This window comes from Geobacter sp. 60473 (assembly GCF_036323535.1).
GTDB classification, from domain to species: Bacteria; Desulfobacterota; Desulfuromonadia; order Geobacterales; family Geobacteraceae; genus Geobacter; species Geobacter sulfurreducens.
Map to the genome: position 1 here is coordinate 2,234,717 of NZ_AP028967.1, position 25,461 is coordinate 2,260,177.

General features: G+C 65.2%; 24 protein-coding genes. 18 read left to right on the forward strand and 6 right to left on the reverse strand.

What is annotated here, in order from left to right; all coding sequences use genetic code 11:
* The first annotated feature begins 1 nt into the window (after position 1).
* The 12 genes from AABA48_RS10065 to AABA48_RS10120 all read left to right on the forward strand — a co-directional run bounded on the left by AABA48_RS10065 (position 2) and on the right by AABA48_RS10120 (position 8,284).
* Positions 2-1,225 carry an NAD(P)/FAD-dependent oxidoreductase gene (locus AABA48_RS10065; RefSeq protein WP_010941577.1) on the forward strand — a complete coding sequence of 408 codons (1,224 nt, stop codon included), beginning with the start codon at positions 2-4 and terminating at the stop codon, positions 1,223-1,225.
* A complete protein-coding gene (locus AABA48_RS10070; protein WP_235044974.1) occupies positions 1,225-1,512 on the forward strand; it encodes a MoaD/ThiS family protein in 288 nt (95 codons plus the stop codon). The genes AABA48_RS10065 and AABA48_RS10070 overlap by 1 nt, the downstream gene beginning before the upstream one ends.
* Before the next feature lie 3 nt (positions 1,513-1,515).
* Positions 1,516-2,187 (forward strand): HesA/MoeB/ThiF family protein, encoded by a 672-nt coding sequence (locus AABA48_RS10075; protein ID WP_286350343.1) that lies wholly within the window; start codon positions 1,516-1,518, stop codon positions 2,185-2,187.
* Positions 2,188-2,376: 189 nt separating this feature from the next.
* On the forward strand, positions 2,377-2,577 hold the full coding sequence (gene rpsU, locus AABA48_RS10080) for a 30S ribosomal protein S21 (RefSeq protein ID WP_010941574.1): 201 nt from the start codon (positions 2,377-2,379) through the stop codon (positions 2,575-2,577).
* An 89-nt stretch (positions 2,578-2,666) separates the two neighbouring features.
* On the forward strand, positions 2,667-2,867 hold the full coding sequence (locus AABA48_RS10085; RefSeq protein WP_014551463.1) for a cold-shock protein: 201 nt from the start codon (positions 2,667-2,669) through the stop codon (positions 2,865-2,867).
* A 273-nt stretch (positions 2,868-3,140) separates the two neighbouring features.
* Positions 3,141-3,473: a hypothetical protein gene (locus AABA48_RS10090; RefSeq protein WP_286350344.1), complete on the forward strand. Its 333-nt coding sequence runs from the start codon at positions 3,141-3,143 to the stop codon at positions 3,471-3,473.
* Positions 3,460-4,329 (forward strand): HDOD domain-containing protein, encoded by an 870-nt coding sequence (locus AABA48_RS10095; RefSeq protein ID WP_286350345.1) that lies wholly within the window; start codon positions 3,460-3,462, stop codon positions 4,327-4,329. The genes AABA48_RS10090 and AABA48_RS10095 overlap by 14 nt, the downstream gene beginning before the upstream one ends.
* Positions 4,326-5,696: a sensor histidine kinase gene (locus tag AABA48_RS10100; RefSeq protein ID WP_286350346.1), complete on the forward strand. Its 1,371-nt coding sequence runs from the start codon at positions 4,326-4,328 to the stop codon at positions 5,694-5,696. The genes AABA48_RS10095 and AABA48_RS10100 overlap by 4 nt, the downstream gene beginning before the upstream one ends.
* Positions 5,693-6,073 (forward strand): response regulator, encoded by a 381-nt coding sequence (locus AABA48_RS10105; protein ID WP_010941569.1) that lies wholly within the window; start codon positions 5,693-5,695, stop codon positions 6,071-6,073. Before AABA48_RS10100 ends, AABA48_RS10105 begins: the two co-directional genes overlap by 4 nt.
* Before the next feature lie 40 nt (positions 6,074-6,113).
* Positions 6,114-6,506, forward strand: a complete 393-nt coding sequence (locus AABA48_RS10110; protein ID WP_286350347.1) for a response regulator — start codon at positions 6,114-6,116, stop codon at positions 6,504-6,506.
* 530 nt (positions 6,507-7,036) lie between these two features.
* On the forward strand, positions 7,037-7,303 hold the full coding sequence (locus AABA48_RS10115; protein WP_338270149.1) for a hypothetical protein: 267 nt from the start codon (positions 7,037-7,039) through the stop codon (positions 7,301-7,303).
* 39 nt (positions 7,304-7,342) lie between these two features.
* Positions 7,343-8,284 carry a Trm112 family protein gene (locus AABA48_RS10120; RefSeq protein ID WP_286350349.1) on the forward strand — a complete coding sequence of 314 codons (942 nt, stop codon included), beginning with the start codon at positions 7,343-7,345 and terminating at the stop codon, positions 8,282-8,284.
* 24 nt (positions 8,285-8,308) lie between these two features.
* Here the strand turns inward: AABA48_RS10120 and AABA48_RS10125 are convergent, their stop codons facing one another.
* The 3 genes from AABA48_RS10125 to AABA48_RS10135 form a co-directional block, all read right to left on the reverse strand.
* A complete protein-coding gene (locus AABA48_RS10125; RefSeq protein ID WP_286350350.1) occupies positions 8,309-9,904 on the reverse strand; it encodes a DUF445 family protein in 1,596 nt (531 codons plus the stop codon).
* Positions 9,905-10,020: 116 nt separating this feature from the next.
* Positions 10,021-11,832 (reverse strand): DNA helicase RecQ, encoded by a 1,812-nt coding sequence (recQ, locus tag AABA48_RS10130; protein ID WP_338270152.1) that lies wholly within the window; start codon positions 11,830-11,832, stop codon positions 10,021-10,023.
* A 2-nt stretch (positions 11,833-11,834) separates the two neighbouring features.
* Complete coding sequence (locus AABA48_RS10135; RefSeq protein ID WP_235044973.1) at positions 11,835-12,716, reverse strand: formylglycine-generating enzyme family protein; 882 nt, start codon at positions 12,714-12,716, stop codon at positions 11,835-11,837.
* A 294-nt stretch (positions 12,717-13,010) separates the two neighbouring features.
* On the opposite strand from AABA48_RS10135, the gene AABA48_RS10140 reads away from it, so the two are divergent.
* The 3 genes from AABA48_RS10140 to AABA48_RS10150 all read left to right on the forward strand — a co-directional run bounded on the left by AABA48_RS10140 (position 13,011) and on the right by AABA48_RS10150 (position 16,896).
* A complete protein-coding gene (locus AABA48_RS10140) occupies positions 13,011-13,265 on the forward strand; it encodes a DUF4911 domain-containing protein (RefSeq protein ID WP_010941562.1) in 255 nt (84 codons plus the stop codon).
* Entirely contained in the window at positions 13,250-14,632 is a 1,383-nt protein-coding gene (locus tag AABA48_RS10145) for a TldD/PmbA family protein (RefSeq protein WP_286350352.1), read from the forward strand. Before AABA48_RS10140 ends, AABA48_RS10145 begins: the two co-directional genes overlap by 16 nt.
* Positions 14,633-14,838: 206 nt before the next feature.
* Positions 14,839-16,896, forward strand: a complete 2,058-nt coding sequence (locus tag AABA48_RS10150; protein ID WP_338270156.1) for a diguanylate cyclase — start codon at positions 14,839-14,841, stop codon at positions 16,894-16,896.
* A gap of 58 nt (positions 16,897-16,954) precedes the next feature.
* On the opposite strand, the gene AABA48_RS10155 is transcribed toward AABA48_RS10150, so the two are convergent.
* The gene (locus AABA48_RS10155) at positions 16,955-17,470 is read right to left on the reverse strand and encodes a peptidylprolyl isomerase (RefSeq protein WP_010941558.1); all 516 of its coding nucleotides are present in this window, start codon (positions 17,468-17,470) and stop codon (positions 16,955-16,957) included.
* Between the two features lie 296 nt (positions 17,471-17,766).
* On the opposite strand from AABA48_RS10155, the gene AABA48_RS10160 reads away from it, so the two are divergent.
* Positions 17,767-18,309 (forward strand): peroxiredoxin, encoded by a 543-nt coding sequence (locus AABA48_RS10160; protein ID WP_331838622.1) that lies wholly within the window; start codon positions 17,767-17,769, stop codon positions 18,307-18,309.
* 40 nt (positions 18,310-18,349) lie between these two features.
* On the opposite strand, the gene AABA48_RS10165 is transcribed toward AABA48_RS10160, so the two are convergent.
* Together AABA48_RS10165 and AABA48_RS10170 are read right to left on the reverse strand one after the other, a co-directional pair.
* Positions 18,350-20,392 carry an ATP-dependent helicase gene (locus AABA48_RS10165; protein ID WP_010941556.1) on the reverse strand — a complete coding sequence of 681 codons (2,043 nt, stop codon included), beginning with the start codon at positions 20,390-20,392 and terminating at the stop codon, positions 18,350-18,352.
* Positions 20,393-20,566: 174 nt separating this feature from the next.
* Positions 20,567-22,879 (reverse strand): S8 family serine peptidase, encoded by a 2,313-nt coding sequence (locus tag AABA48_RS10170; RefSeq protein ID WP_338271292.1) that lies wholly within the window; start codon positions 22,877-22,879, stop codon positions 20,567-20,569.
* 220 nt (positions 22,880-23,099) lie between these two features.
* Here AABA48_RS10170 and ligA point away from each other — a divergent pair, with 220 nt between their 5' ends.
* Positions 23,100-25,112: an NAD-dependent DNA ligase LigA gene (gene ligA / locus AABA48_RS10175; protein WP_338270160.1), complete on the forward strand. Its 2,013-nt coding sequence runs from the start codon at positions 23,100-23,102 to the stop codon at positions 25,110-25,112.
* Complete coding sequence (locus AABA48_RS10180; protein ID WP_039646083.1) at positions 25,113-25,388, forward strand: acylphosphatase; 276 nt, start codon at positions 25,113-25,115, stop codon at positions 25,386-25,388.
* Positions 25,389-25,461: the final 73 nt, after the last annotated feature.

Here is a 25,461-nt window from a genome sequence, read left to right on the forward strand (position 1 = left end):
CGTGGAACGGCACTTCGACATCGTCATCATCGGCAACAGCGCGGCGGGAATGCAGGCCCTGCGCACCATCCGCAGGCATTCCCGCAGCGTATCCGTAGCCATGGTCGACCGGGAGAACTGCCCGGCCTACTCCAGGGTCCTGACCCCCTACTATGTTGGCGGCAAGACCCTTCGGGGAAACCTTTTCATCGTGGGAAGCGATTTCTACGACCACTACGGTATCGCCACCCTCCTTGGCCATGCTGCAGTGGAACTGGATGCGGAACGGCACCGTCTCCTCCTGGCAGACGGCACGGCGGTGGGGTTCGGGCAACTCCTCATTGCCGCCGGGGCCGAAGCCCGGGGACTGGAGGTGACCGCCGAGGGGGTCTGCACCCTGCGGCACCTGGCGGACGCCGACCGGTTGGAGCGGCTCCTGAAGGGGGCCCGAAGCGTCACCGCCGTGGGCGCGGGACTTGTGAGCATCCCGCTGCTCTCCCATGCGGGACCGGAGGTGGAGCGGCACCTGGTGATCGGCTCGGATCGGGTCTTCAGCCGGGTGGTGGACCCTGAGGCATCCGCTATCCTGGAGGAGCGCTTCCTGGCAGACGGCCTTGTCCTTCACAAACGGGACGACATCGTGAACCTGTCCGGCACTGACCGGCTGGAGCTCTCCCTGGCCACGGGCAAACGGATCGTCACCGACATGCTGCTGGTAGGCAAGGGGGTGGTTCCCAACACTGACCTGGCCCTCCGGGCGGGGTTGGAAGTGCGGGAGGGCATCGTGACGGACGAGCGCTGCCGCACCAGCCACCCCCAGATTTTCGCTGCCGGTGACGTGGCCGAGGGAAAGGACTTCGTCACCGGAGAGCCGACCATCCAGGGCAACTGGCTGACCGCGGTGGAGCAGGGGGAGATCGCGGCCCTGAATATGCTCGGCTTCGACTGTGCCTACGAGGGGAGCCTCAAGAACAACACCACCGAGGTCTTCGGCGTGGATGTGGCCGTGGTGGGCTACTGCCGCGACGACGCCCCCCGAACCGCCACGGCTCGCGACCCGTTCACCGGCCGGTTCCGCAAGGTCTTTCTGGACGGGCGCGACCGCGTCATCGGCGCCACCATGATCGGCGAGACCAACGACGCCGGCCTCTACTATCAACTGGTCAGAACCCGCGCCCTCTTCCCCGGCCCCACCTTCCTGCGGGGAACCGGCACCCAGGCCGCGGCCCTGGCCCGGCTTGCCTGATGCCCATGGTCAGCGTCCGGTTCTACAGTCTCCTGCGCCTGATGCTCGGGCGCGAAGTCGTGGAACTCCCCTGGGAGGCGGGGGAGACGGTCCGAAGCCTGGTCCAAAGGGCGGAGCAAGCGGTGGGGAGCCCCCTTTCCCGCAAGCTGCTGGACGGCGACGGGGTCCTCCACACGGGCACCATCATCCTGGTGAACCGCCGCAACATTCACCACCTGGAGGGGCTGGAAACCCCCATCCGCGACGGTGACACGGTGGCCCTGTTCCCGCCGGGCGCGGGGGGCTGAGCCGTGACCGGGGGAGAGCGCTACAGCCGGCAGGTACTCGTCTGGGGCGAAGAGAACCAGCGGATGCTGGAACGGTCGGCCATTTTGATCGCCGGGGTCGGGGGGCTCGGCGCCACCGTGGCTCAGCTCATGGCACGAGCCGGCGTGGGAATGCTCTATCTGGCTGACCACGGCGTCGTGGATTGGCCCGACCTGAACCGCCAGCTCCTCTACGACGAAGGGGATGTGGGGCAGAAAAAGGTAACGGCGGCAGCCCGGAAAATAATGGCCATCAACGGCGCCGTCCAGGCAATTCCCCTTGACGTACGTATCGACGGAGCCTTCACCCCACCGGCCGGCATCAACTGCGTTGCCGACTGCCTCGACAGCTTTTCCGGTCGTTTTGCCCTCTTCAACTCACTTGCGGACGGCACGATCCTTATTCACGGGGCCATCCAGGGAGATCACGGGCAGGTGCTCACCCTGGTCAAGGGGGTGTCACGTCCCATCGACGAGATCTTTGCCGGCAGCAGGCAGCCGGCGGGCCCCATCCCGGTCACCCCCGCCGGGCCCGCCGTCATCGCCGGATACATGGCCCATGAACTCACGCGAGCCATCCGGGGCCGACCGGGACTTGCGGACCGGGTCCTTGTCGTCGACCTGACCGATTATTCCTGCTCTTTTCTCGACGTGTGATGAATAATTGCCGAACAATATCGAATTTTACATGCACATGTCCCCGCTTTGTGCTAATGTATCAGCACTTTTGGAATGTGCCGGCCGAGGTGCGTTAAAGGAATCCCTTGGCCATTTTTATTTTCGGGAGGGCAGCGGCAACTAGCCACGGACGACCCAACGTCTACCGACCGGGGAAGGAGAGATCACGTGCAGGTAAGCGTTCAGGGAAACGATGTGGACAAGGCCCTCCGGCTGCTGAAGCGCAAGCTCCAGACCGAAGGGTTCTTCAAGGAGATCAAAAAACGCAAGCATTACGAAAAGCCCTCGGTCAAGAAGAAGCGCAAGCAGATGGAGGCCGAGCGCAAGAGAAGGAAGGCCCAGCGGTTCAGAAAGCCCGACAGGGACTGACGCCGGGCAGGATGGGAAACAGGCCGCGCAGCGGCTTGAAGCCGGGCCAGCCCCCGGACATATCACGCGAAAGCAGGAGAATGAACACCATGGCAAAAGGCAGGGTAAAGTGGTTTAACGACAGCAAGGGCTTTGGCTTCCTCGAGCAGGAGAACGGTGTCGACGTGTTCGTCCATTTCTCCGCGATCACGGGTTCCGGATTCAAGTCGCTGGCAGAAGGCGAGGAAGTGACCTTTGACGTGGTCAACGGCCCCAAGGGACTCCAGGCCGCCAACGTCTGCAAGCTCTAACGTCCGTCCGGCAGCCGCCTCCCGGCGGCACGGCACCATCGAAGGGCCCGTTCACGCGGGCCTTTCTCTTTTTTGGCCTTAACGAAGCAGGCCTTCCACCGGCGCCTCGAGCATCGGGCGCTCCAGCCGTCCCGCAGGCCCACCCCCGGGCAATCCCGCCCAACGACTAAAGTTTAGGTCTATCCAGCCGATGAGATACCAGTGAGCGACGTGGAACATGTCCGTACCTAACGCTGCGAATATGTTTCCAATGTCTACCTTCCGGAGGTCTTCATGGGGATGGTCCCCATCGATAATCTCGACGTCGGCATGACCCTGGCCGCGGACGTCATTGACCGAACGGGCAGGCTCCTGCTGGGGGCCGGCGCGGAGCTGACGGCCAAGCATCTCCACATCTTCCGCACCTGGGGGGTCGCGGAAGCCGACATCGCCGGCATGGACGACGATCCCGGCAACCACCTCCCCCAAGAGATCAGCCCGGCCGAGCTGGCCGCCGCTGAAGAAGGCCTGCGCCCCCTCTTCCTCCACACGGACCTGGAACATCCGGCCATGCGGGAGATCATGCGCCTCGGTGCGGTGAGAAAGGCCATGCATGGCGCATCCTGACCGCGACCGGATATCACTTGAGCGGCTCGTGGAGGAGACGGTAACGGTCTACTCCCTCCCCTTCTTCTACGAGCGCCTCAACGAGGCCATCAACCACCCCCGCAGCTCCATCGCCGACATCGGCCGGATCATCACTGAGGACCAGGGGCTCACGGCGCGCATCCTCAAGCTCGCCAACAGCCCCCTGTTCGGCTACCACTCCCGGGTCGACTCCATCACCAGGGCGCTGACCATCATCGGCACCCAGCAACTGCGCGACCTGGCCCTGGCCGCCTCGGTCATGGGCATTTTCAAGGGGATTCCGGAAGACCTGATGGGGATGACTTCCTTCTGGAAGCACAGCATCGCCTGCGGGACCATTGCCCGAAATCTGGCCACCAGCCGCCGCGAGGTGAACGTGGAGCGGTTCTTCGTGGCCGGCATGCTGCACGATCTGGGACAGTTGGTCATGTGTACCGCCATTCCCGGCACGGTTCGGGAGATGCTGGAGGAGAGCCGTGACAACGAGTCGCTCCATTTCGCCACGGAGCGTCGCCGGCTCGGCTTCGACCACGCCACGGTGGGAGGAGCCATCCTGAAAAAATGGAAGATCCCGCCGAACATCGCCGAGCCCGTGGCCTGCCACCACATTCCGGCAAAGGCGGAGCAGTTTCCCCTTGAGACGTCGATCATCCACCTGGCAGACATCATCTGCCAGGCCATGGAATTCGGTTTCAGCGGCGAATGGTACGTCCCCCCCCTGGCCACCGAGGCATGGGACCGGGTCGGCATCCCGGTCAGCATGCTCGGCGCGATCATCAGGCAATCGGAGCAGCAGCTGGAAGAAACGTTTGCCATCCTGACGGAGAACGGATGACCGGCACGATCCACGCCATATCCCCGACCGACCCGCGGGGGGAACGGATCCGCTACCTTGAGGAGTCCAATCTCCGCTACGTGGCGATTCTGGACATGCTCGCCTCCAGCGGCGACTTCCAGGCCGGCCTGAGCCGCGCCAAGGATTCGCGGGCCATCTTCCGGGCCACCATGGCCCAGGTGAAACGGCTCATCCCCCTGCGGGGCATGGGATGCCTGGAGGTTGGCAAGGACGGGGATTTCGAGCTGGCCGCCAGCGATCCCCCCTCCTGCCGTGCGGCCCTCCAGACGGAGATCGATGCCAAGATCATGGATGGCACCTTTGCCTGGGCCCTTAACCGGAACCAGGCCATTACCGTGCCGTCGGCCGATGGGGAATACATGCTCCTGCTCCACGTCATCGCCACCCGTTCCGAGGTGCAGGGGATGTTCGCGGCCCTGCTCCCGGCGGAGATCGCCACGATGGACGTGCCGTCGCTCAACGCCCTTTCAATCGTGCTCTACACCTGCGCCTACGCCCTGGAGAGCGCCACGCTCCACGCCATGCTGCGGGACCACATGCAACACCTGGAGGAGCGCGTCCGGGAGCGGACCAGCGAGCTCCAGGCCGCCCGGGAGATGGCAGAATCGGCCAACCTGGCCAAGAGCGAGTTCCTGGCCACCATGAGCCACGAGCTCCGCACGCCGCTCAATGCCGTCATCGGCTTCACCGACGTCCTCCTGTCCCGCACCTACGGCCAGGTGACCGACATCCAGGCGGAATTCCTCGGCTACGTCCTCCAGTCCAGCCGCCACCTCCTGTCGCTCATCAACGACATCCTCGACCTCTCCAAGATCGAGGCCGAGCGGATGGAGCTGGAACCGTCGGACGTGGACATCCGGAAACTCGCCTCCGGCAGCCTCGTCATGGTGAAGGAGCGGGCCCTGCAGCACCGTATCCGGCTGGCGGAAGAGGTGGCGCCCGGCGTCCCCCCGACCATCACGGCGGACGAGCGGAAGTTGAAGCAGATCGTGTTCAACCTGCTGGCGAACGCAGTGAAATTCACCCCCGACGGCGGCAGCGTCACCCTGTCAATCGACCTTTCGCAGGCCGGAGAGCGTGAAGGGAGCATCATGATCGCCGTACAGGACAGCGGCATCGGCCTGGCTACCGGGGATCTGGAGCGTATCTTCGACCCCTTTGTCCAGGCGGACGGTTCCGCGACCCGCCGCTACGAAGGGACCGGGCTGGGGCTTCCCCTCACCCGGAAACTGGTGGAACTTCATGGCGGCACCATCCGGGCGGAAAGCCCGGGCCCGGGGCTGGGGAGCACCTTCCGGGTCATCCTCCCCCCGTGCCCGCCGCCCCTGCACAGTGAGGTCCCATGACCCGTCAGCGCACCATTCTCATCGTGGACGACAACTTCATGAACCGCCGGCTCGTGTCGGCCATGCTCAACGGTACCCTCTACCGGCTGATAGAGAAGGACAGCGGCCGCGAGGGGCTCGACTACGCCCTGAATCACCGGGAGGAACTGGACCTGGTCCTGCTCGACATCGGCATGCCCGACATCTCCGGCACCGAGGTCTGCCGCTCCATCCGGGAGCATGAGACCCGTGACCGACGCCTGCCGGTCATCGCCTATACTGCCCACGCCATGAGTGAAGAGCGTCGCTCATTCCTCAACGCCGGGTTCGACGACATTCTCATCAAACCGATCACCCGCAACGAATTTCTTGCCGTTCTGGAGAAACATCTGAACTGACACGCCCGTCCCCTCGGGGCCGGACACCACGGGAGCAGCCATGAAGATTCTCATTGTAGAAGACGACCCCGCAAGCCGCCGCCTGATGCTGGCCTACCTGGAGCCGCTGGGCCGGTGCACCGAGGCCGCCGACGGCCACGAAGCCCTTGCCGCCTTCACCTGGGCCCACGAGCTGGGAGAGCCATTCGACCTCATTTGCCTCGATATCATGATGCCTTCCATGACCGGTCACGAGGTGCTCAAGACAATTCGCCACTTTGAGGAAGAACGGGACATCGACTCACCCGTCAAGGTCATCATGACCACGGCCCTCAAGGACCGGGACAATGTCATGGCCGCCTTCTGCAACCAGTGCGAAGCCTACCTCGTGAAGCCTCTCGAACGGGAGAAGCTGCTGGAGCAGATCCAGACCCTGGGACTCACGGCGGCCTGATCACCGCGGGATTTCCCCTTCGCCGCACCGCGGATCCTGTGATAAGCTTGCCGGAAAATGGCTGGGACACCGGCCGGCCAAGGGGACTCCATGCGGCGGGAAGTGTGCGATGAAGTGCGGATACTGCAGGAGCGGTTCGACGGGGCGATCCGGCGCTGGATCGACGGCTACGCCGAGGGGGGCGGACGGGTCCACTGCGGCAGGGGCTGCAGCGCCTGCTGCTCCCTGACCGTCAACTGCACCTTCACCGAAGCAGTCCGGGTCGCGGACGTCATCAGCGATCTCCAGGCAGCGGCCGTTGCCGGGCATGTGGCGCGGTTGCGGCAGCTTCTCCCCGGGCCCGGGACCTCACCGGCTGGCTGCGCCTCCATCGGCGGGAGGCGGGCTACTGTCCCTTCCTGGATCATGATGGGGCCTGCGGCGTCTATGCCGTCCGCCCCTTTTCCTGTCGGGCGCTTCTGGCCACCCGGGAGAGCCGCTGGTGCGGGGCGGACTTCTCGGAACTCTCCAGCGAGGAAAAACGAGGCTTCGTGGAAAGTCTCGACCGCTCGGTGGTTGCCTTTCCCATGCACTACGTGGCGGCCACCCGGGACCTGGGCGAAGAGCTCGAACAGCGGGCCGCCCTGACGCTCATGGCCCGTTTTTCCTTCTCCCTCTACGGCAGCTTCCCGGTCCTCGTCCACCTTGAGCGGGAACACCGGCTGAGCGACCTGCTCCCCCGGGGGGCGGACGCGGTCCGGCACCTGCTGGAGCGGGAGGGGCTGTTCCACCCCTTCCTCGCCGCCATCCACGATTGACCACTCCCCCCAGCGGCATCCCCCTGCGGGAGGTATCCCATGAAACGCATTCTGCTCCCCCTGCTCATCTGCCCCGCCTGCCTTCCCAAGGAACACCCCCTGGACCTCTCCGGGGCCGATGAACGGGCCGAAGACATCGTGAGCGGCACCCTCTCCTGCCGCAGGTGCCGTCGCCGCTACCCGATCCGCGAAGGGGTGGCGCTCTTGCTGCCGGAGCCGGAGGAAGGGCCATGGGGGGGACAATGGAAGTACGAGGAGGCGGCAACGGTGAACTCCTACCTCTGGAGCCACTTTGCCGACCTGATGGGGGACCTCGACGCGGGAACGGCCTACGGCGACTGGGCGGGGTGTCTTGCCACCGGCGGCGGGCGGGCATTCGACGCCGGGTGCGCCGTGGGGCGGCTGACCTTCGAGATGGCACAGCGGAGCGAGATTGCCGTGGGGTGCGACCTGTCCGTCGCCTTCGTGCGCACGGCCCGGCGGCTGGCCGCCGAGGGGAGGATCGACTTCTCGCTCCCCCTGGAGGGAAACCTGCGGGAGGAATTCCGGATCGAGCTGCCCGGCCACTGGCAGACCGACCGGACCGAATTCGTGGTGGCCGATGCCCTCAGGATACCCTTTGCGCGGGGCAGCTTCGACCAGACCGCGTCCCTCAACCTGGTGGACCGGGTCCGCCACCCCCTGGCCCACCTCTACGAGGTCAACCGCGTGGCGTTGGCCGCCGGCGCCTCCTTCCTCTTCTCCGATCCATTTTCCTGGTCCACGGCCAACACCCCCGAGGAGGCATGGCTCGGCGGTACCGCCGGAGGGCCCTACGCGGGCCGGGGAATCGACAACGTCCGCGCTCTCCTGGAGGGAAAGGACGGCATCATCGCCCCACCCTGGCGCATCGACCGGCAGGGGAGCGTTGACTGGAAGCTCCGCTCCCACCACAACCACTTCGAACTGGTCAGGAGCCGGTTTCTCGCGGCTTCCCGCTGAAAACCGGCACGACTGGCCGCCCCTCTACCGTCCGAGCCCCATGAGCAGCACGTTGAAAGACCCCATCACGAAGCCCAGCAGGGCTCCGAAGAGATTGATGTAGAGAAAGTGCTTCTGCATGATGGAGAGGAGCAGTCCCTCCACCGCCAGAATGTCCAGGGTGTTGATCTTCTCCTCAACCATGCGCGCCACGTCCAGGGCATCGATCAGGGGCGGGGCCTCCCGCTCCAGCAGGTCCGCCACCTGGCGGTAGATCAGCTGGTCCAGGTCGCGCCTGACCTCGGCCGAGATCCGTGCCGACAGCCGGCCCAGGGGGCGATTGAAGAGCCACTCCTCCACCCGGCCGGCCACGATCCGCTCCAGGGTTGCGCGGATTCCGGGATCGCGCAGCCTGTCCGTCAGCCACCCTACCAGGCCCTCACGCAGCCGGGAGGGGTCATCTTCGGGGGCGAGCCGTTCCAGTATCGGGCGGGAGGGATCAGCCGCCAGCCTCACCAGTTCGCGCTCGGCCAGGGCCAGCAGGAAGCCGGCGGTTTCCGGCCGCCGCACCACCCCCAGCGCGCCCCGGCGGATCGACCGGCGCAGGAGCGCCACGCGGCGATAGGGGAGCTGCTCCACCGTCGCGGCCAGGGGTCGGTCCAGAATCCGGCCGAGCCCCTGATCCACCATGGCCGCCACCCGCCGGTGGGTCGTTTCCTCTCCCAGCCAGCGCACCACCTCGTCGGTCACGCTCCCCACCAGGCCGGGGAAGTACGAGTTGAGCTTCTCCACGCTGATGAAGCCCGCCATGAAGCCCAGGGTCCCCTTCAGATTGGCCAGGTACTGCTGAACCCCCTCCCGCAGCTTGGCCTCGAAGGTATCCCGGATCTCCGGGGAACGGACGAATTCCGCCACCCGGCCCAGGATGACCGGCACCGCCTCCCGGGCCTGGGCCGTCGCCAGCTCCACCAGCTCCGGCGGCAGGAGCTCCCGCAGCGGCCGCTCCGATGCCAGCAGTTCGTCGAGCTTGTCATCCACCAGCCCGGCCACGGCCCGGCTCACCCCCCGCGACTGGAGCAGCGCCGCCAGCGCGCGTCCGGCCCCGGCCCGCACCGCATCGCCCGTCTCCCCCGCGAGGATCCGCTCCAGTTCGCGGGGGAGCACCCGCTCCTCCAGGTCGCGGAGAAACAGGGACAGCTCCCGGCGAAAATCCTCGCCCTGCAGGTATCCGGCAACGGTCTCGCCGGCCCGGCGGGCCGCCAGGTCAACCCCATCACGGAGCCAGCTCTCAAACCCTTCCGGCAGGAGGGAGCCCACCGTGCCCAAATCCCTGTCCAGCAGGGTGTCCAGCTTGCCGCTCACCGCCTCCTGAAGCTCGCGGCGGAAGGAATCCTTGCCCAAAGCCCGGGCCACGTCGGTCCCCGTTACCAGGTGGGTGCCCACCATCCGGCCGATGGTGGCGGCGAACTCGTGGCGGCCCGCCGGAATGACCCCCGGAGTGAGGGGGACGCGGATGCCGAAGACGCGCCATGGCTTCAGGGGCCGGAAGAGCATCCGGATGGCGATGTCGTTGGTTACGTAACCGATGACGGCGCCCACCACCGGCGGCGTCACGTAGGGGAGCATGCTTTGGAGCGACATGGGATTACCTGCTTGCAAGGGGATGGGAAACGGCGAGCGCTTCGGGCGTCGGCCCACCCGGTTCAATAGCACACCGGAGCGCCCCGCGCAACATGGGGAACGGGGAAAGAACCCACTCAACCGGCGCCATGGCTCCGGATCGCCTCCAGGAACGGGGCGCCGTAGCGGCCGAGCTTCCGCTCGCCCACCCCGTTCACCCGCAAAAGTTCTTCCGGCGTGGTCGGCCGCAGCGACGCCATCTCGGCCAGGGTCGCATCGCTGAAGATGATATACGGAGGAACCTGCTGGTCATCCGCCAACCGTTTGCGGAGCGCCCGCAGCTCCTGGAAGAGCTCCTCGCCCCGCTCCGCCGGCGTGGCGGCTCCCGGCCGGCGGGGGGCCTTTTCCTTTTTCGGAGCGGCCATCCGCAGCCGCGGCTTCGCCAGGACCAGGCTCTCCTCGCCCCGCAGCAGCGGCCGGGCCGCAGGGGTCAGCTTCAGCACCGAGTAGTTGGCCAGGTCCTGCTCCAGGTATCCCCGGTGGATGAGCTGGCGGATGATGCTCCCCCAGGCCTCGGCCGCCAGGCTGGCGCCGATGCCGTAGGTCGAGAGCCGGTCGTGGCCCAGGGCCAGGATGCGTTCACTCCGCGAACCGCGCAGGACATCGATCACGTGCCCCACGCCGAAGCGCTGCCCCACCCGGTAGACGCAGGAAAGGGCCTTGCGGGCCTCTTCGGTGGCATCGAAGGTTTCGGGCGGAGCCAGACAGAGGTCGCAGTTGCCACAAGGTTCCTCCAGCCGCTCGCCGAAGTAGCCGAGCAGTGCCCGGCGCCGGCAGACGAGTGCCTCGGCGAACCCCACCATCGCGTTCAGCTTGTGCAGCTCGATCCGCACCTGCTCGGGGTTCCCGCCCGACTCGATGAGGGAGCGGGAGACCGGGATGTCGCCGTAGCCGAAGAGGAGCAGCGCCTCGGCCGGGAGACCGTCGCGGCCGGCCCGCCCGGTTTCCTGGTAGTAACTCTCGATGTTCTTGGGCAGGTCGTAGTGGACTACAAACCGGACGTTGGGCTTGTCGATCCCCATGCCGAAGGCCACCGTGGCCACCACCACCCGGATGTCGTCCCGCAGGAACGCCTCCTGGACCCGGCTCCGTTCCGCGTCGGCAAGCCCGGCGTGATAGGCCCCCGCCTCCACCCCGGCCGCCCGGAGCTTCTCCGCCACTTCTTCCACCCGCTTGCGGGAAAGGCAGTAGACAATGCCCGCCTCCCGGGGGCGCGTCGCCAGGAACTCCTCCAGTTGCCGGAACGGCTTCTGCTTTTCCAGAACGCTGTAGCGGATATTGGGCCGGTCGAAGCCGGTCACGAACATCTCGGCGTCCCGAAGCCCCAGCCGCGTCACGATGTCGCCTCGGGTCTGGGCGTCGGCGGTGGCGGTCAGGGCGATCATCGGCACGGTCGGGAACAGCCCCCGCAACCGTCCCAGCTCCACGTACTCGGGACGGAAATCGTGCCCCCACTGGGAGACGCAGTGGGCCTCATCAACGGCGAAGAGCGCGATGGGTATCTCCCGTAGCCGCTCCAGAAAGGCATCGGTCATGAGCCGTTCCGGGGCCACGTAGAGAAGGTCCAGCTCGCCGCCGTGGAGCCGGGCGAGCACCCGGCGCGACTCCCGCTCGCCCAGGGTCGAGTTGTAGCAGGCCGCTGCCACGCCGTTCTCGCGCAGGGCATCCACCTGGTCCTTCATGAGGGAAATGAGGGGGGAAATCACGATCCCCACGCCGGGCCGCACCAGGGAGGGGATCTGGTAACAGAGGGACTTGCCGCCGCCGGTGGGCATCAGGACGAACGTATCGCCCCCGCGCGCCACCCGGTCAACGATCTCCTCCTGGAACGGGCGGAAGGACCGGTACCCGAAGACCGTGCGGAGGACGGCGAGGGTTTCGTGCCCCACGGTCAGAGTTCCCGCACAACCCGGAAGCCCAGGTAGACGTAGCGGCCATCCTGGGCACCCCGCCCCCGGGCCGATGAGCGGATGTAGCGGGGCTTGCTGCCGAAGGACCCTCCCCGCTGGACCCGGCGGGAATCCTCTCCGCCAATCCAGGGAGAGCCATCCGCCGGGGCACCGTCGTAACTCTCGTGCCAGGTGTCGACGCACCACTCCCACACGTTGCCGGCGGTGTCGAACATACCGTAGGGGTTGGGCGCGAAGGAGCCCACCGGCGCAGTAATCTTCTTGTCCCACCGGCTGCCGCACCCCTTGCAGTTGGCCTTGTTCTGGCCGACCGTGCCACCCCACCAGTAGGGGGTATCCTTGCCGCCGCGGGCCGCGTACTCCCACTCGGCCTCACTCGGCAGGCGATAGCGGTGTCCCGTCTGGTCAGACAACCATTTGACGTAGGCCACCGCATCATCCCAGGAGACATTCATGGCCGGCTTGTTGCCCCTTCCCCAGTTTCGCGACAAGGGGCCGAACCAGCGGCGGCCATCCTTAGGTTTTTCACGACCCGTGGCTTCGCAGAACCGATCGTACTCGGCAAAGGTCACCTCATACGCCCCGATGGCAAAGGCTCGGGGAATGCTCACCTCATGGACCGGCTTCTCGTCAGGGTCGCCACCGCCGAAAATTGCTCCCATGCGGAAGCGACCCGGTGGAATCACCACCATGACCGGACCGGGCGATCCGTCGGCCAGCCGGTCGCGAAAGCTTGTCCCTACAGGCTGAGTCCCGACCGAAGCTGGGGCGTACCCCCCAGAAGCGGCACCGGAAAATTCCGCCATATAACTGAAAACAAGCAACACAATCGCCGCACTATGCACGGCACGGATCATCTTCATGCATCTCCCTCCGAAAAAACTGTGGCCACGGACTCACTATTGTACGCACAGCCCCCGCAAAAGACAACCCGGCCACCAAGCTGTTTTGCACCGACTGCGGCATTTCGCCACCACTCCAGTTAAGTGCGATTAATTTGTATCGTGCAATCGCTCCCCCTGTCAACCAGCTTCCGGCGTCGCTGCACAGGCAGAGTTCAAGCTATTTCGAAGTGTTCGAGTATCATAATTTTTATATTGTTTTCTAAGCACTTGCGTGATACATACTTAACACCATAAATGACCGGAGGAGACACCGTGACCGCCCCCCGCGAAGCATTCCGCTCCTTTCAGGTCGCACGAAAGGATATCGCCTACCTTCACTTTGTCCTGGAGTCCTACGAAGGCCTCGCAGTACTCAGCTCGGCCGACAAGTCGAACGGAACCGTCACGGTACGATACCCCAGCGATTTAACGGAAACTGTCAACGAACTTTTAACAGCACTCGGCACTGAAATTGCTTTAAAAAAGGTGCAAGGTGACGGGAAACAAGAGATATGCTCGACCAGATGAACCTATCCGCCATCCTGCGACAGGCCCTCGCGGGCGGCGGTGAATTCGCGGAGATTTACTTCGAAGAAGGCTCCACCACCGCAGTATTCTGCGAGGACGGAAAAATCGAGAAGGTCCTCGCCGGAACGGACCGCGGGGTGGGGATCCGGGTCATTTCCGATCTCCGCACCGCCTACGCGTACACCAACGAGGTGACCGGCACCGCCCTCATGGAACTGGCCACAACGGTGAGCAGGGCAGTGCGGGGCAAGGTCTTTGAGCAGGTCATCGCCCTAAAACCGAGGGCAATGGGGGCAGGGTTCCCCATAGAAATTACGCCAGATGGCGTAGCTCTCCATGAAAAAATTGCACTGGTGGAGAGAGGCAACAAGGCTGCCCGCGACATCAGCGAAACAATTCGGCAAGTTACAATTGCCTATCGCGACAGCCGAGTGAAATGCCAGATCGCCAATTCACTGGGCGACTTCATCGAAACCAATCGGACGGGCACCCTGTACCTGGCCCATGTGGTTGCTGCTGGCGCGGACGTGATCCAGACCGGCTATGAAGCAACGGGGAAATTCATGGGCCACGAGATCTTCCGGGAGCGCCCCCCCGAAGAGATCGCCCGTGCCGCCGCCCGCCGGGCGGTCATGATGCTCGGCGCGCGCAAGGCGCCGGGAGGGCTGATGCCGGTGGTCCTCTCGTCGGAGGCCGGCGGCACCATGGTGCACGAGGCAATCGGCCACGGCCTTGAGGCGGACCTGGCCGGCAACGGCCTGTCGGTCTACACGGGAAAAGTGGGGCAACAGGTGGCATCGCCCCTGGTGACGGTGATCGACGACGCCACCATCCCCAACGCGCGGGGCTCGTTCTCCTTCGACGATGAGGGAACCCCGGCCCAGCGCACGGTACTGGTGGAGAACGGCATCCTGAAAGGGTATCTCTACGACCGGCTGTCCGCCATGAAGGACGGCTGCGCCTCCACGGGCAACGGCAGGCGCGAGGGGTACCACACCAAGCCCATCGTCCGGATGACCAACACCCTCATTGCCCCCGGCGAGTCGGACCCGGAGGAGATCGTGCGGGGGGTCGGCCAGGGACTCTTCGTCCGCAAGATGGGCGGCGGGCAGGTAAATACGGTAAACGGCGACTTCGTGTTCGAAGTCACCGAAGGATATCTTATTGAAAATGGAGCCATCGGGGAACCGGTCAGGGGAGCCACCCTTACCGGCAACGGCCCGGACATTCTCAAGAAGATCGTCAAGGTCGGCAGCGATCTCGGCTTCGGCATCGGGACCTGCGGCAAGGACGGTCAGGGAGTGCCGGTCTCCGATGCCCAACCGACGCTTCTCATCGACGAAATAACGGTGGGCGGCGCGGCATGATGCAATTGGCAGCGATGGACGGCGCCATGCGATGTTTCAGGAGGGAAGGATGTACCTCCCGCTCCGTCACCGGAGGGGAGGGGCCACGGATGGCTCGCGTCGCGAGGACCGTTTCCATGAGGGGGAAAGCGCTCTACGCCCGGGGATGAGATAGAGATCACCCGCGTAGCGCCCTTGATATTCCCGAGGAAACAACCGTGCCCCATGTGAACCTGACGACAATTCAGCCGGTGGAACTGCTTGAGGCCCTCAAGTCACACCAGTTCCTCGCGCCCTACCACCTGACTTTCTGCTGCGATCAGGACGGAGGGATGCCGCGCTACAAGTCCAGGTTCACGGTCTGCGGCTCGCCGCACCAGTATCACTTCTGCACGCATTCCTGCATGCTGGCCTTGGAAGACGCGGTCGGACGCGCGGTCGCCGGCAACCGCCCGGTGGTGTTCCAGTGCAGCGTCGGCCTCCTCAACTTCGCCGTCCCTCTCCGGGCCGGCGACATCCCCTTCACCTGCCTGATCGGCGGCGGAGTCCGCGACAAGAGCATTGACCTCGCCCGCATGGAATCGCTTGCCGCCGCCGACGGCATGGACGCCTTCGCCCTGCTGGCCGAGATCGAGGAACTGCCGGTCGCCACCGTCGAAGAAGTCGAGGAGGTGGCGCGCAAGGTGCAGGAACTGGTCCCCTCCCTGCTGGCCCGCAACCTCCACAGCCAGATATTCGAGAAGACCATGCAGCGGCTCACCGCCATCTCCGGCATCTCCACCGGCATCGACACGGCGGAATCCGTCTGCGATCTCATGACCCTCATCAGCGAGACCCTCGGCGTCCTCTTCGACATCTCCAAGATCGCCGTGCTCATCCCCCAGAACGGCCCCACCTCGCCCTACACCGTCAAGGGGATCTGGGGACTGCAGCGGGATCTCGGCACGATTTCCGGACCCAAGGCTCTGGGCATGTTCCCCAGGGACCGGGCGGGCAGCGTCGTTCTGCAGGAAGATGAATGCCGCTCGATCTTCCCGGACCTGGAGGTGAGCCAGGCCACTTGCCTCCGCCTCGCCTCTGGCCAGGCCGTCCACGGAATTCTAGTCCTCTTCGATGCCAGCATCCCGCCCCGGGAAGAGCTGCTGGTCTCCCTGGTGACCGGCAAGGCGGCGACACAGCTCGCGCGGATGCGGGAAAAGGATAAATACACCTCCGAGATCGCCCAGGCCCGGGAGCTCCTCACCATGTTCAGCGCCCTGTCGCGGACCGAGAGCAAGGATCAGCTCAACGAGCAGATCCTCGGCATGGCCGCCGACCTGGTGGACGCCACCTGCGGCTCGCTCATGTTCATCGACGAAAGCGGCTCCCAGCTCAAGATCGAATCGGCCCTCGGCATGAATCTTCACCTGGCCCAGAGCATGGTGGTCCAGGTGGGGACCGGCATTGCCGGCAAGGTGGCCGCCAGCGGCAACCCGCTGTTGGTGAACGACATCGAGAAGGACCGCCGGGTCGGCACCCCCAACCGCCCCCGCTTCAAGACCAAGTCGTTCGTGAGCATTCCCATAAAACTCCGGGAAGACACCATCGGCGTGCTCAACCTCTCGGACAAAAAGAACCAGGGGATCTTCACCGACGCCGACCTCAAAATATTGATCACCTTCACGGATCACGCCTCCATCATGATCGAACGCGCCCTCTCCATCGAGCGGGCCGACATCCTGGAGCAGCTCTCCATCACCGACCATCTGACCGGCCTCTACAACCGCCGCTTCCTCAAGCGGCGCATGGAGGAAGAGCTGGCCCGCAGCATCCGTCACAACCTGAACCTGACCGTGATGCTCATCGATCTGGACCACTTCAAGATCTACAATGACCTCTGCGGCCACCTGGCCGGCGACCGGGCGCTCAAGAGAACGGCCAAGATCCTCAGCGAAACCGCCCGACAGATGGACGTGGTCACCCGCTTCGGCGGCGAAGAGTTCTGCATCATCCTGCCGGGAACATCCAAGAAGGAGTCCATCTTCGTGGCCGAACGGATCCGGCGCGAGATCGAAGGAGAGGATTTCCCTCACGAGGATAATCTTCCCTTGGGCCGGCTCACCGCCAGCATCGGCATCGCCTCGTTCCCCGAGGACGGCAGCACCGAGGCGTCACTCGTCAAGGCGGCCGACGTGGCCCTCTACCGGGCCAAGTCCGACGGGCGAAACCGGGTAATCATCGCAGGGAATTCAGTTGACGACCACGAGCAGATCTCCCGCTTCAAAACGGCGCTCAACCTGCCATGAAAAAAGGCCGCCCCGATCGGGCGGCCTTTTTTATGCGACCTCATTACGCAGCTGAACCTTATTCGATCACCGAAGCCCTGGTGATAAACACGTTCTCCACGGGCACATCCGAGTGGCCCGCCCTGTTGCCGGTCTTAACCCCGGCAATGGCGTCCACTACCTCCATCCCCTCCACGACCTGTCCGAACACGGCATAGCCGAAAAGATCGGGAGTCTTGCCCCGGTTATCGAGAAACGCGTTGTCCACCAGGTTGATGAAGAACTGGGACGTGGCGCTGTCGACCACCGCGGTCCGGGCCATGGCCAGAGTCCCCCGCTTGTTGGAGAGGCCGTTGGTCGCCTCGTTCTTGATGGCGAACTTGGTCTTCCGGGGTTGCATGTTTTCGTCCATCCCGCCCCCCTGGACCATGAATCCCTTGATGACCCGGTGGAAGATGAGACCGTCATAGTAGCCGTCCTTCACGTAAGAGAGGAAATTGCGGGCGGAAATCGGCGCCTTGTCCCTGAACAGTTCGATGGTGATGTTCCCCTGGGAGGTCTCAAGCATGACCCGGGGGTTCTGCTCTTCGCTCATGGCATGCTCCTTTCTGTAATCATCAGATGACACTGTGAGGCTCAAGGTGTATCACAAAAGACGGACGGCGAACACCCTTTTCTCGGCTTGCATCGTCTGTCAAATCAAGTATAAGGGTAGATGTATTTCAATTCGAAGCCGTACTTATTCGCGCCAGGAGGCAATAAATGAAATCAACCGGTCCCATCATGCTGACGCTTACCCTGCTGCTCGCCGCAAGCACCGCCATGGCAGCCTCCGACAAGGTCGACGGGATGACCCGCGCCACGGAGCTCATGGTGCAGCACCACAAGGGTATGGTCCGGAGCGAGCCGGAACGGGCCATGGTGGGTGAGCCGGCCCCGGCGTTCTCGCTTGAGGCGGTGGTCAACAAGGAGTTCAAGCGGGTCAATCTGGCCGACTACCGGGGCAAGTGGGTGGTTCTCTTCTTCTACCCGGGCGACTTCACCTTTGTCTGCCCCACCGAGATCAGGGGCTTCAACGCCGCCGTGGACCGTTTCACCGAACTGAACGCTGTCGTGCTCGGCGCCTCAGTGGACAGCAAGTTCTCGCACCTGGCCTGGATCAACCGGGGCGACCTGGGCGACCTCAAGTTCCCGCTGCTGGCCGACAACAAGAAGGAAGCCACCATCCGCTACGGTATCCTGGACGAAAAGGAAGGAGTCGCGCTGCGCGGGCTCTTCATCATCGACCCCAATGGCGTCCTCCAGTACCAGGTGGTCCAGACCCCGTCGGTGGGCAGGAGCGTGGAGGAGACCATCCGGGTCCTGGAGGCGCTCCAGACCGGCGAACTCTGCCCCCTGGGCTGGAAGCCGGGCGAGAAGACCATCAAAAAGTAACCGCCCGGGAACCGGCCGTGTTCAACCGCTGAACACAGGTTCACTCCTGCTGGAGCATCGACCGCATCCGGGCAAAGAAATCCTGGGCCAGGGCCTCCGCCTCTTCTTCGGTGGAGGCCTTTTTTACGCTCCCTTCGTGGACCTGCAGGAGACGTCCGGGGATCTCCTCCAGGAACCGGCTCGGCTGTCGCTCCTGAAGCTTGCCGTACTTCTTCCGGTTCAGGCACCGGGTGATGGTCAGGTGCCGGCGGGCCCTCGTTATCCCCACGTAGCAGAGACGCCGCTCCTCGTCGATGGGCATCCCCTCCTCCACCGTCCTCTTGTGGGGCAGGATCTCCTCCTCGAATCCCACCAGGAACACAAAGGGAAACTCCAGCCCCTTGCTGGAGTGGAGCGACATGAGGGTAACCGCGTCCTTGCCGTGCTCCTTCTTGTCCTTGCCGGCGAAGCGATCCTCGTCCATGAGGGAGACCTTTTCCAGAAAGCCCGACAGGGTGGCGCCGGGTATCCGTTCCTCGAACGCGGCCAGGGAGTTGATGACCTCGGCCACGTTCTCCACCTTGCGCCGGGCCGTGGCCGGGTCCTCGATGGTCCGGTAGAGCTCCTCCTCCAGCCCGAGCCGGTCGAACAGCCCCTTCACCCGTGCCGCCAGATTGCCGGCATGGCGGAAATCGCGCACCGACTCCTCCACCAGCCGGTGGAAGGCCAGCACTTTCTCCCGCACCGCCCCCGTGACCCCCTCGATCTCCTCCACCCGGCCGAAGGCCTCCAGAAGGGGGCAGTCGTGCTCCAGGGACCACTGGTTGATCTTCAGGACCGTGCCGTCGCCGATCCCCCGGCGTGGAAAGTTGACGATCCGCAGGAGCGACTGCTCGTCCCGGGGGTTGTCGATCACCTTCAGGTACGAGAGGGCGTCCTTCACCTCCTTGCGCTCGTAGAACTGCATTCCCCCCACCAGCACGTAGGGGATGTCCTCGAAGCGGAGCTGCTCCTCGAAGGCCCGGCTCTGGGAGTTGGTCCGGTAGAGGATGGCGAAATCGCCGAAGGAGAGATTGTGCCGGTAGCGCTCCATCTGGAGCCGTTCCACCACCTGGCTGGCCTCCTCCTCGTCGTCCTGGGCGATGACCAGGTCGATGGGCCGGCCCTCGCCCGCGTCGGTCCAGAGGCGCTTCTCCGTGCGCACGCTGTTGTTCCTGATCACGTGATTGGCCGCCTCCAGGATGGTGCCGGTGGAGCGGTAGTTCTGCTCCAGCTTCACCACCCGGCAGCCGGGGTAGTCCTTCTCGAAGGCGAGGATGTTCCCCACGTCGGCGCCGCGCCAGCCGTAGATGGACTGGTCGTCGTCCCCCACCACGCACAGGTTGCGGTACTTCTTCGCCAGCAGCGACACGAACAGGTACTGGGAGGCGTTGGTGTCCTGGTACTCGTCCACCATGATGTAGCGGAACCGCTCCTGCCAGTGGTCCAGGACCTCCGGCTGCTCCTGGAGGAGCCGCACGGTCAGCATGATGATGTCGTCGAAGTCGATGGCATTGCAGGCCATGAGCAGCCGCTGGTAGCGGGGGTAGATCGTGGCGGCCAGAAGCTCGTCCGGGTCGTTCAGGCGGGGCTGCACCCGGTCGGGGGGAATCAGACGGTTCTTCCAGCCGGAGATGCGCCAGAGGATCCCTTCGGTGTCCACCTTGCGGCCGTCGTCGCTCACCTCGCGCAGGGCCTGGCGCACCAGCCCCAGCTGGTCAGACGTGGTGTAGATGCCGAAGTTCCTCTTGTAGCCCAGCCGTTCGATATCGCGCCGCAGGATGCGCACCCCCAGGGAGTGGAAGGTGGAGACGATCATCCCCTTGGTGCGGCCGCGGCCCACCAGCTCGCGCACCCGCTCCTTCATCTCTCCCGCTGCCTTGTTGGTAAAGGTGACGGCCAGGATGCTCTCGGGCGCAACCTTCCTGTGGAGGACCAGGTGACCGATCCGGCAGGTGATGACCCGGGTCTTGCCCGAGCCGGCCCCGGCAAGGACCAGGAGCGGGCCTTCGGTACAGTCGACCGCCTCCCGCTGGGGAGGGTTGAGGGTGGAAAGATCAAGCATGTGCGTGCCTCGGGATGCGAAACGAAAAGAGCCGGGCGTTCATGCCCGGCCGCATCAGTGATAGCAGAACAGGGGCTGGGAAATCAAGACAGCGATATTCGTGCCAGGGCAAATTGCTGTACCGGTTCGCCCCCCGGGGGAGGGCGCGGGAGCCCCGCACGCTGCCGCACCAGATCAGCGGACGATCAACCGGTCAACGGTCACTGCCCCTTTGGCAAGGGTCAGGCTCCCCTGCAGGGTGGTGTAGCCGGTGGCGGAGGTGAAGAAGGTGTCATAGCCTCCCTGCAGGGTGAACCGGACGGCGCGGCTCAGCAGCAGCTGTTCCGTGAACAGGCTCGCCGTGGCCATGACCACGCCCCCCTCCCGGACAATGTCGAAGCCGTTCTGAAGCATTGGATACTGCACATTGTCCACCAGCACCGGATACACAAATGCAGCCACCGGCGTATAGACAGCCGAGGCGTTGTTGCCCGGAGCGGGATCATTGGTGAAACCGGCCGCCTGGAAGGTGTTGCTCAGGGTGCCCGCCAGCGTGGGGCTAAGCACGATGGCGTAGGAGATGCTCCCCCCGACTGCCAGGGTTCCGACGTTGCACGTAACGGTGCTGCCTGACAGGGCGCACCCCGGGGAAGCGGAAACAAAGGTGGCCCCCGCAGGGATCGGGTCGGTCACCGTCACCTCGGTTGCCGTCTCCGGGCCGTAGTTGATGACACTCACCGTGTAGGTTACCAGTTCCCCCACGAAGCTCGTCGACGGTGCTCCCGAGGCGGCGACGGCAATATCTGCTGTGGCCGACGGGGTAAAGTTCCGGTTCAGGACAATGCGCCCCGTGACTCTGTTCCGGCCGTCCACGGCAATCCGGTATACCTGCCCTGCCCGGGCCGCGAAGGTGAGCCCGCTGGCGCCGCCGGCACTGCCGTCGTTGTCGTTGGCAGCCACCGGCGCCAGGCTGCCCGCGCTCTCGCCGGTGTAGACCGCCAGCAGGGTGTCGAAGGAACTGCCGTGGGTATCCAGGGACAGGGTCCCGTTGGCCTGGCCCTGCCAGGTCCACCAGACCGAGGCGCCCCCGGCCACCCCCGCGTGGACGGGCTCACCTGTCTCACGGGTAGCGTTCAGGTTGACGCCGGTGATCTGGCCGGCAGTGGCGGGCAGGGCCTGGGCGGCGGAAAAGAGGTCGTTGGCGGGCGGGCCGATGGCCGCGGCAACATTGATGCGCGGCGTCGTCACCCCGTTCCGGGAATCGGTCACCGGCTTGCCGGTGGAGGTGAGGCGCGCCTGAATCGCATCGAGGGATTCCGCCGGGAAGGCCGACCGGAGCACTGCCACGGCCCCCGCCACGTGGGGAGTCGCCTGGGAGGTGCCGGCCATGGTTTCCCCGGCCGCGGTGATGATGGCTCCCGGGGCCAGCAGGGTAAGAAAATATGCGCTGTTGGAGAAGCAGGCCACCTTGTCTGGTGCGGCGGATTCCGTACAGGTCGTACCATGGAACGTCCCGTAGAAGGAGTCGTGGACCGCGCCCACCGAGATGACGCCCGGGATGCATGCCGGCGCCACAATGGCGCTTGTATTTCCGTCGTTCCCCGAGGCCGCCACGGGGGTGATTCCCGCCGATCTCACCTGATTCACCAGAGTATTGTAAGGGGTATTGGTACAGGGGGAACTGAATGAGCCGCCCCCCAGGCTCAAGTTGATCGCCACGATGTTGTACGTGTAGCGGTTGGCAATCACCCAGTTGGCGGCCTCGATGATGTCCGCATCATAGGCGAGATTCTGGGTGAAGACGTCGATGGCGATGATGCGGGTATCAGGGGCCACCCCCAGCACGATGGCTGCCACATTGGTTCCGTGGAGCGTGGCGTCGTCACGCATGATATCGTCGGGCGCCGTATCGAAGGAGACTATGACCTTGCACCCGGCCGGCGTGCCCGGCGCGGTGCAGGAGCCGAAGGCCGGGCGGGTGTAGTCGACCCCCGTATCGAAGACCGCCACCGACGTGCCGATGCCCCTGAAACCGGCAGCCGCAGCCGGGGGCTGCCCGATGAGGGGAAGGCTCTCGGTCAGCTGGAGCTTCCTGGCCTCGTTGGGAAAGACCCCCTTCACCTCGGCGCGGCCTGCCAGCCGCTCAAGGGCCCTGGCCGATCCCACCCGCGCGAAGAAGAGCGGCAGGTGGCTGTACTCCCTGACCACCTCCATTCGCTCTCCAGCCAGGTCGGCGGCGAGGCGCCCCTTCATCTCGCCGTACCGCGCCGACTTCAGCGCGAGCCGTCGGCGAACCGCCTCCCGCTCGTCGGCCGGCGACGCGGATTGCGCCCGGATGCCCGCCAGTTCGGCCTCCACCGGGCCGTCATCCAGCAGGACGATCAATTCCCGGGACTCGCCCCGCGCCAGGGCAGCCCCCACCTCGGCGGGCACCTTCGACCCCGCAGCCGGCGCGGCCCATGCCGGCGCCGTCGCCATTGCCAGCAGGACCGGCAGAAACCGGCACATCACGCCCACACGCTCCCATACTCCATGCTTCACGGCATCCCCTTCCCGCAGCCGGAGGAATGCTGCTCGCCGGTCCCTGTTCTGCGCCCCGAGCCCCCACTATAACAGATACCTGACTGAAACCGCGAGACCCTAATGCCCCGTCCCGGCCGGGAGCGCAAATTGCCATCCGGCGGCCGCTGTGCTATAAGCTCCTCTATCCCCACGCCACGGAGCCCCCATGGACAAGCAGACCGCAGCGGACCGCATCGCAGCCCTCCGCACCGAACTGGAGCGCCACAACCGCCTCTACTACGTGGAAGATCGCCCCGAGATCACCGACGCCGAATACGATCTCCTCTTCCGCGAACTGGTGGACCTGGAAACGCGGTTCCCCGACCTGGACGCCCCCGACTCCCCGACGCAACGGGTGGGCGGCGCGCCCCTGGACAAGTTCGAGCAGGTTACCCACCGCATCCCCATGCTCTCCCTGGAAAACGCCTTCACGGACGCCGAGATCGCCGACTTCGACGACCGGGTCAAACGCTTCCTGGGGCTCCACGGCGACGTGGAAATCGATTACGTCTGTGAACCCAAGATGGACGGGCTTGCCGTGGAACTGGTCTACGAACGCGGCGTCCTCACCGTCGGCTCCACCCGGGGCGACGGCGTGGTGGGGGAGAACGTCACCCACAACCTGAAGACCGTCAGGGACATCCCCCTCAGGCTCCGGTGCGAGCAGCCGCCGGAATTGCTGGAGGTGCGAGGCGAGGTTTACCTTCCCCTGGCCCCGTTCCAGCGTCTGAACGCCCAGCGGGAGGAGGAGGGCGAGCCCCCCTTTGCCAACCCCCGCAACGCCGCGGCCGGCTCCATCCGCCAGTTGGACTCCCGGATCACGGCCCGGCGGCCCCTGGCCATCTTCTGCTACGCGCCGGGCGAGGTCCGGGGCGCCTCCTTCGCGGCACAGACCGAATTTCTCGACCGGATCGGCGAATGGGACCTGCCGGTCAACCCGCTGATCCGGCCGGTGAAGGGAGTGGCGGAGATCCTCGCCTACTACCGGGAGATGACCGAACGCCGCGACTCCCTCCCCTACGAGATCGACGGCGTGGTGGTCAAGGTGGATTCCTTTGCCCTCCAGCGGGAGCTGGGCGAAAAGAGCCGCTCCCCCCGCTGGGCCGTGGCCGTCAAGTTCCCGCCCCGGCAGGCGGTGACCCTGGTGGAGGACATCGTTCCCTCGGTGGGGCGCACCGGGGTGATCACCCCCACGGCGCACCTCAGGCCCGTGGAGGTTTCCGGCGTCACCGTCTCCCGCGCCACCCTCCACAACTGGGAGGAGATGGAGCGCAAGGACATCCGCATCGGCGACACCGTGGTGATCGAGCGGGCCGGCGACGTGATCCCGGCCGTGGTCAAGGTCCTGGCCGAAAAGCGTTCTGGCAGCGAACGCCCCCTCCCCATCCCGGCCGCCTGCCCTGAATGCGGCTCCGAGGTGGTGAAGATCCCCGGCGAGGTGGCGGTCCGCTGCATGGGGCTCTCGTGCCCGGCCCAGATCCGCGAATCCATCATCCACTTCGCCTCCCGCGATGCCATGGACATGGAGGGGCTGGGCGAAAAATACATCGAGCAACTCCTGCGGCTGGGCCTGGTGAAGAACGTGGCCGACCTCTACACCCTCACCAGAGACCGGTTCATGCAGTTCGAACGCATGGGGGACAAGCTGGCCGAAAACCTCCTGAACGCCATCGAGGCCAGCAAGCAACGGGAGCTCTCCCGCTTCATCTTCGCCCTGGGCATCCGCCACGTGGGGGAACGCACGGCAAAACTCCTGGCCGGCGCCTTCGGCAGCATCGAGAACCTGGAGCGGGCCACCGAGGAGGAACTCCTCTCCATCCGCGAGGTGGGCCCCCAGGTGGCCCGCAGCATCATCACCTTTTTCCGCAACGAGGGGAACCGGGAGACCGTCCGGCGGATGATCGAGGTCGGGGTCCGGCCCACGGTGGAGGAGAAAAAGGTGGGGGGCCGCTTCACCGGCAAGACCTTCGTCTTCACCGGGGCGCTCACCCGCTTCAGCCGCCCTGAGGCCCAGAAGATGGTGGAGAAGGAGGGGGGCCACGCGGCCGGCTCCGTCTCGAAAAAGACCGACTACGTGGTTGCCGGCGCCGAGGCCGGCAGCAAGCTGGACAAGGCCCGCCAACTGGGGGTCAGGGTGCTGACCGAGGATGAATTCCTGGCAATGCTGGAGGAGGGATAGATGAAGATCCGCGCCATCGTAACCATCAAGGGGCTGGTGCAGGGGGTGGCCTTCCGGCACCACACGGTACAGCAGGCCCAGCGGCTCGGCGTGTCCGGCTGGGTGAAAAACCTTGCCGGCGGCGATGTCCAGGGCTGCTTCGAGGGGGAAGAAGAGGCCGTCGACGCCCTGGTGACCTGGTGCCACCACGGTCCTTCCCGCGCCCGGGTTGACCGGGTCATCCTGGAGCGCGAGCACTACCGGGGCGAGTTCGACGGGTTCGACGTCAGGTACTGAGGGAGGCGACCGGCCTGTCTGACGGCAGGCCCGTTCCCGCTTTATTGAATTGACCCCATGGAGCGGTTCCGCT

What these genes read in the sequence shown, in the direction of transcription:
- AABA48_RS10095 (WP_286350345.1), top strand. Translation starts at nt 3,460, where the DNA reads ATGGCGCATCCTGACCGCGACCGGATATCACTTGAGCGGCTCGTGGAG.
- AABA48_RS10125 (WP_286350350.1), bottom strand. Translation starts at nt 9,904, where the DNA reads ATGTCGCTCCAAAGCATGCTCCCCTACGTGACGCCGCCGGTGGTGGGC.
- AABA48_RS10145 (WP_286350352.1), top strand. Translation starts at nt 13,250, where the DNA reads ATGCTCGACCAGATGAACCTATCCGCCATCCTGCGACAGGCCCTCGCG.
- AABA48_RS10100 (WP_286350346.1), top strand. Translation starts at nt 4,326, where the DNA reads ATGACCGGCACGATCCACGCCATATCCCCGACCGACCCGCGGGGGGAA.
- AABA48_RS10090 (WP_286350344.1), top strand. Translation starts at nt 3,141, where the DNA reads ATGGGGATGGTCCCCATCGATAATCTCGACGTCGGCATGACCCTGGCC.
- AABA48_RS10135 (WP_235044973.1), bottom strand. Translation starts at nt 12,716, where the DNA reads ATGAAGATGATCCGTGCCGTGCATAGTGCGGCGATTGTGTTGCTTGTT.
- AABA48_RS10170 (WP_338271292.1), bottom strand. Translation starts at nt 22,879, where the DNA reads ATGTGCCGGTTTCTGCCGGTCCTGCTGGCAATGGCGACGGCGCCGGCA.
- AABA48_RS10110 (WP_286350347.1), top strand. Translation starts at nt 6,114, where the DNA reads ATGAAGATTCTCATTGTAGAAGACGACCCCGCAAGCCGCCGCCTGATG.
- ligA (WP_338270160.1), top strand. Translation starts at nt 23,100, where the DNA reads ATGGACAAGCAGACCGCAGCGGACCGCATCGCAGCCCTCCGCACCGAA.
- AABA48_RS10085 (WP_014551463.1), top strand. Translation starts at nt 2,667, where the DNA reads ATGGCAAAAGGCAGGGTAAAGTGGTTTAACGACAGCAAGGGCTTTGGC.
- AABA48_RS10180 (WP_039646083.1), top strand. Translation starts at nt 25,113, where the DNA reads ATGAAGATCCGCGCCATCGTAACCATCAAGGGGCTGGTGCAGGGGGTG.
- AABA48_RS10070 (WP_235044974.1), top strand. Translation starts at nt 1,225, where the DNA reads ATGCCCATGGTCAGCGTCCGGTTCTACAGTCTCCTGCGCCTGATGCTC.
- AABA48_RS10120 (WP_286350349.1), top strand. Translation starts at nt 7,343, where the DNA reads ATGAAACGCATTCTGCTCCCCCTGCTCATCTGCCCCGCCTGCCTTCCC.
- AABA48_RS10165 (WP_010941556.1), bottom strand. Translation starts at nt 20,392, where the DNA reads ATGCTTGATCTTTCCACCCTCAACCCTCCCCAGCGGGAGGCGGTCGAC.
- AABA48_RS10160 (WP_331838622.1), top strand. Translation starts at nt 17,767, where the DNA reads ATGGTCCGGAGCGAGCCGGAACGGGCCATGGTGGGTGAGCCGGCCCCG.
- AABA48_RS10155 (WP_010941558.1), bottom strand. Translation starts at nt 17,470, where the DNA reads ATGAGCGAAGAGCAGAACCCCCGGGTCATGCTTGAGACCTCCCAGGGG.
- AABA48_RS10105 (WP_010941569.1), top strand. Translation starts at nt 5,693, where the DNA reads ATGACCCGTCAGCGCACCATTCTCATCGTGGACGACAACTTCATGAAC.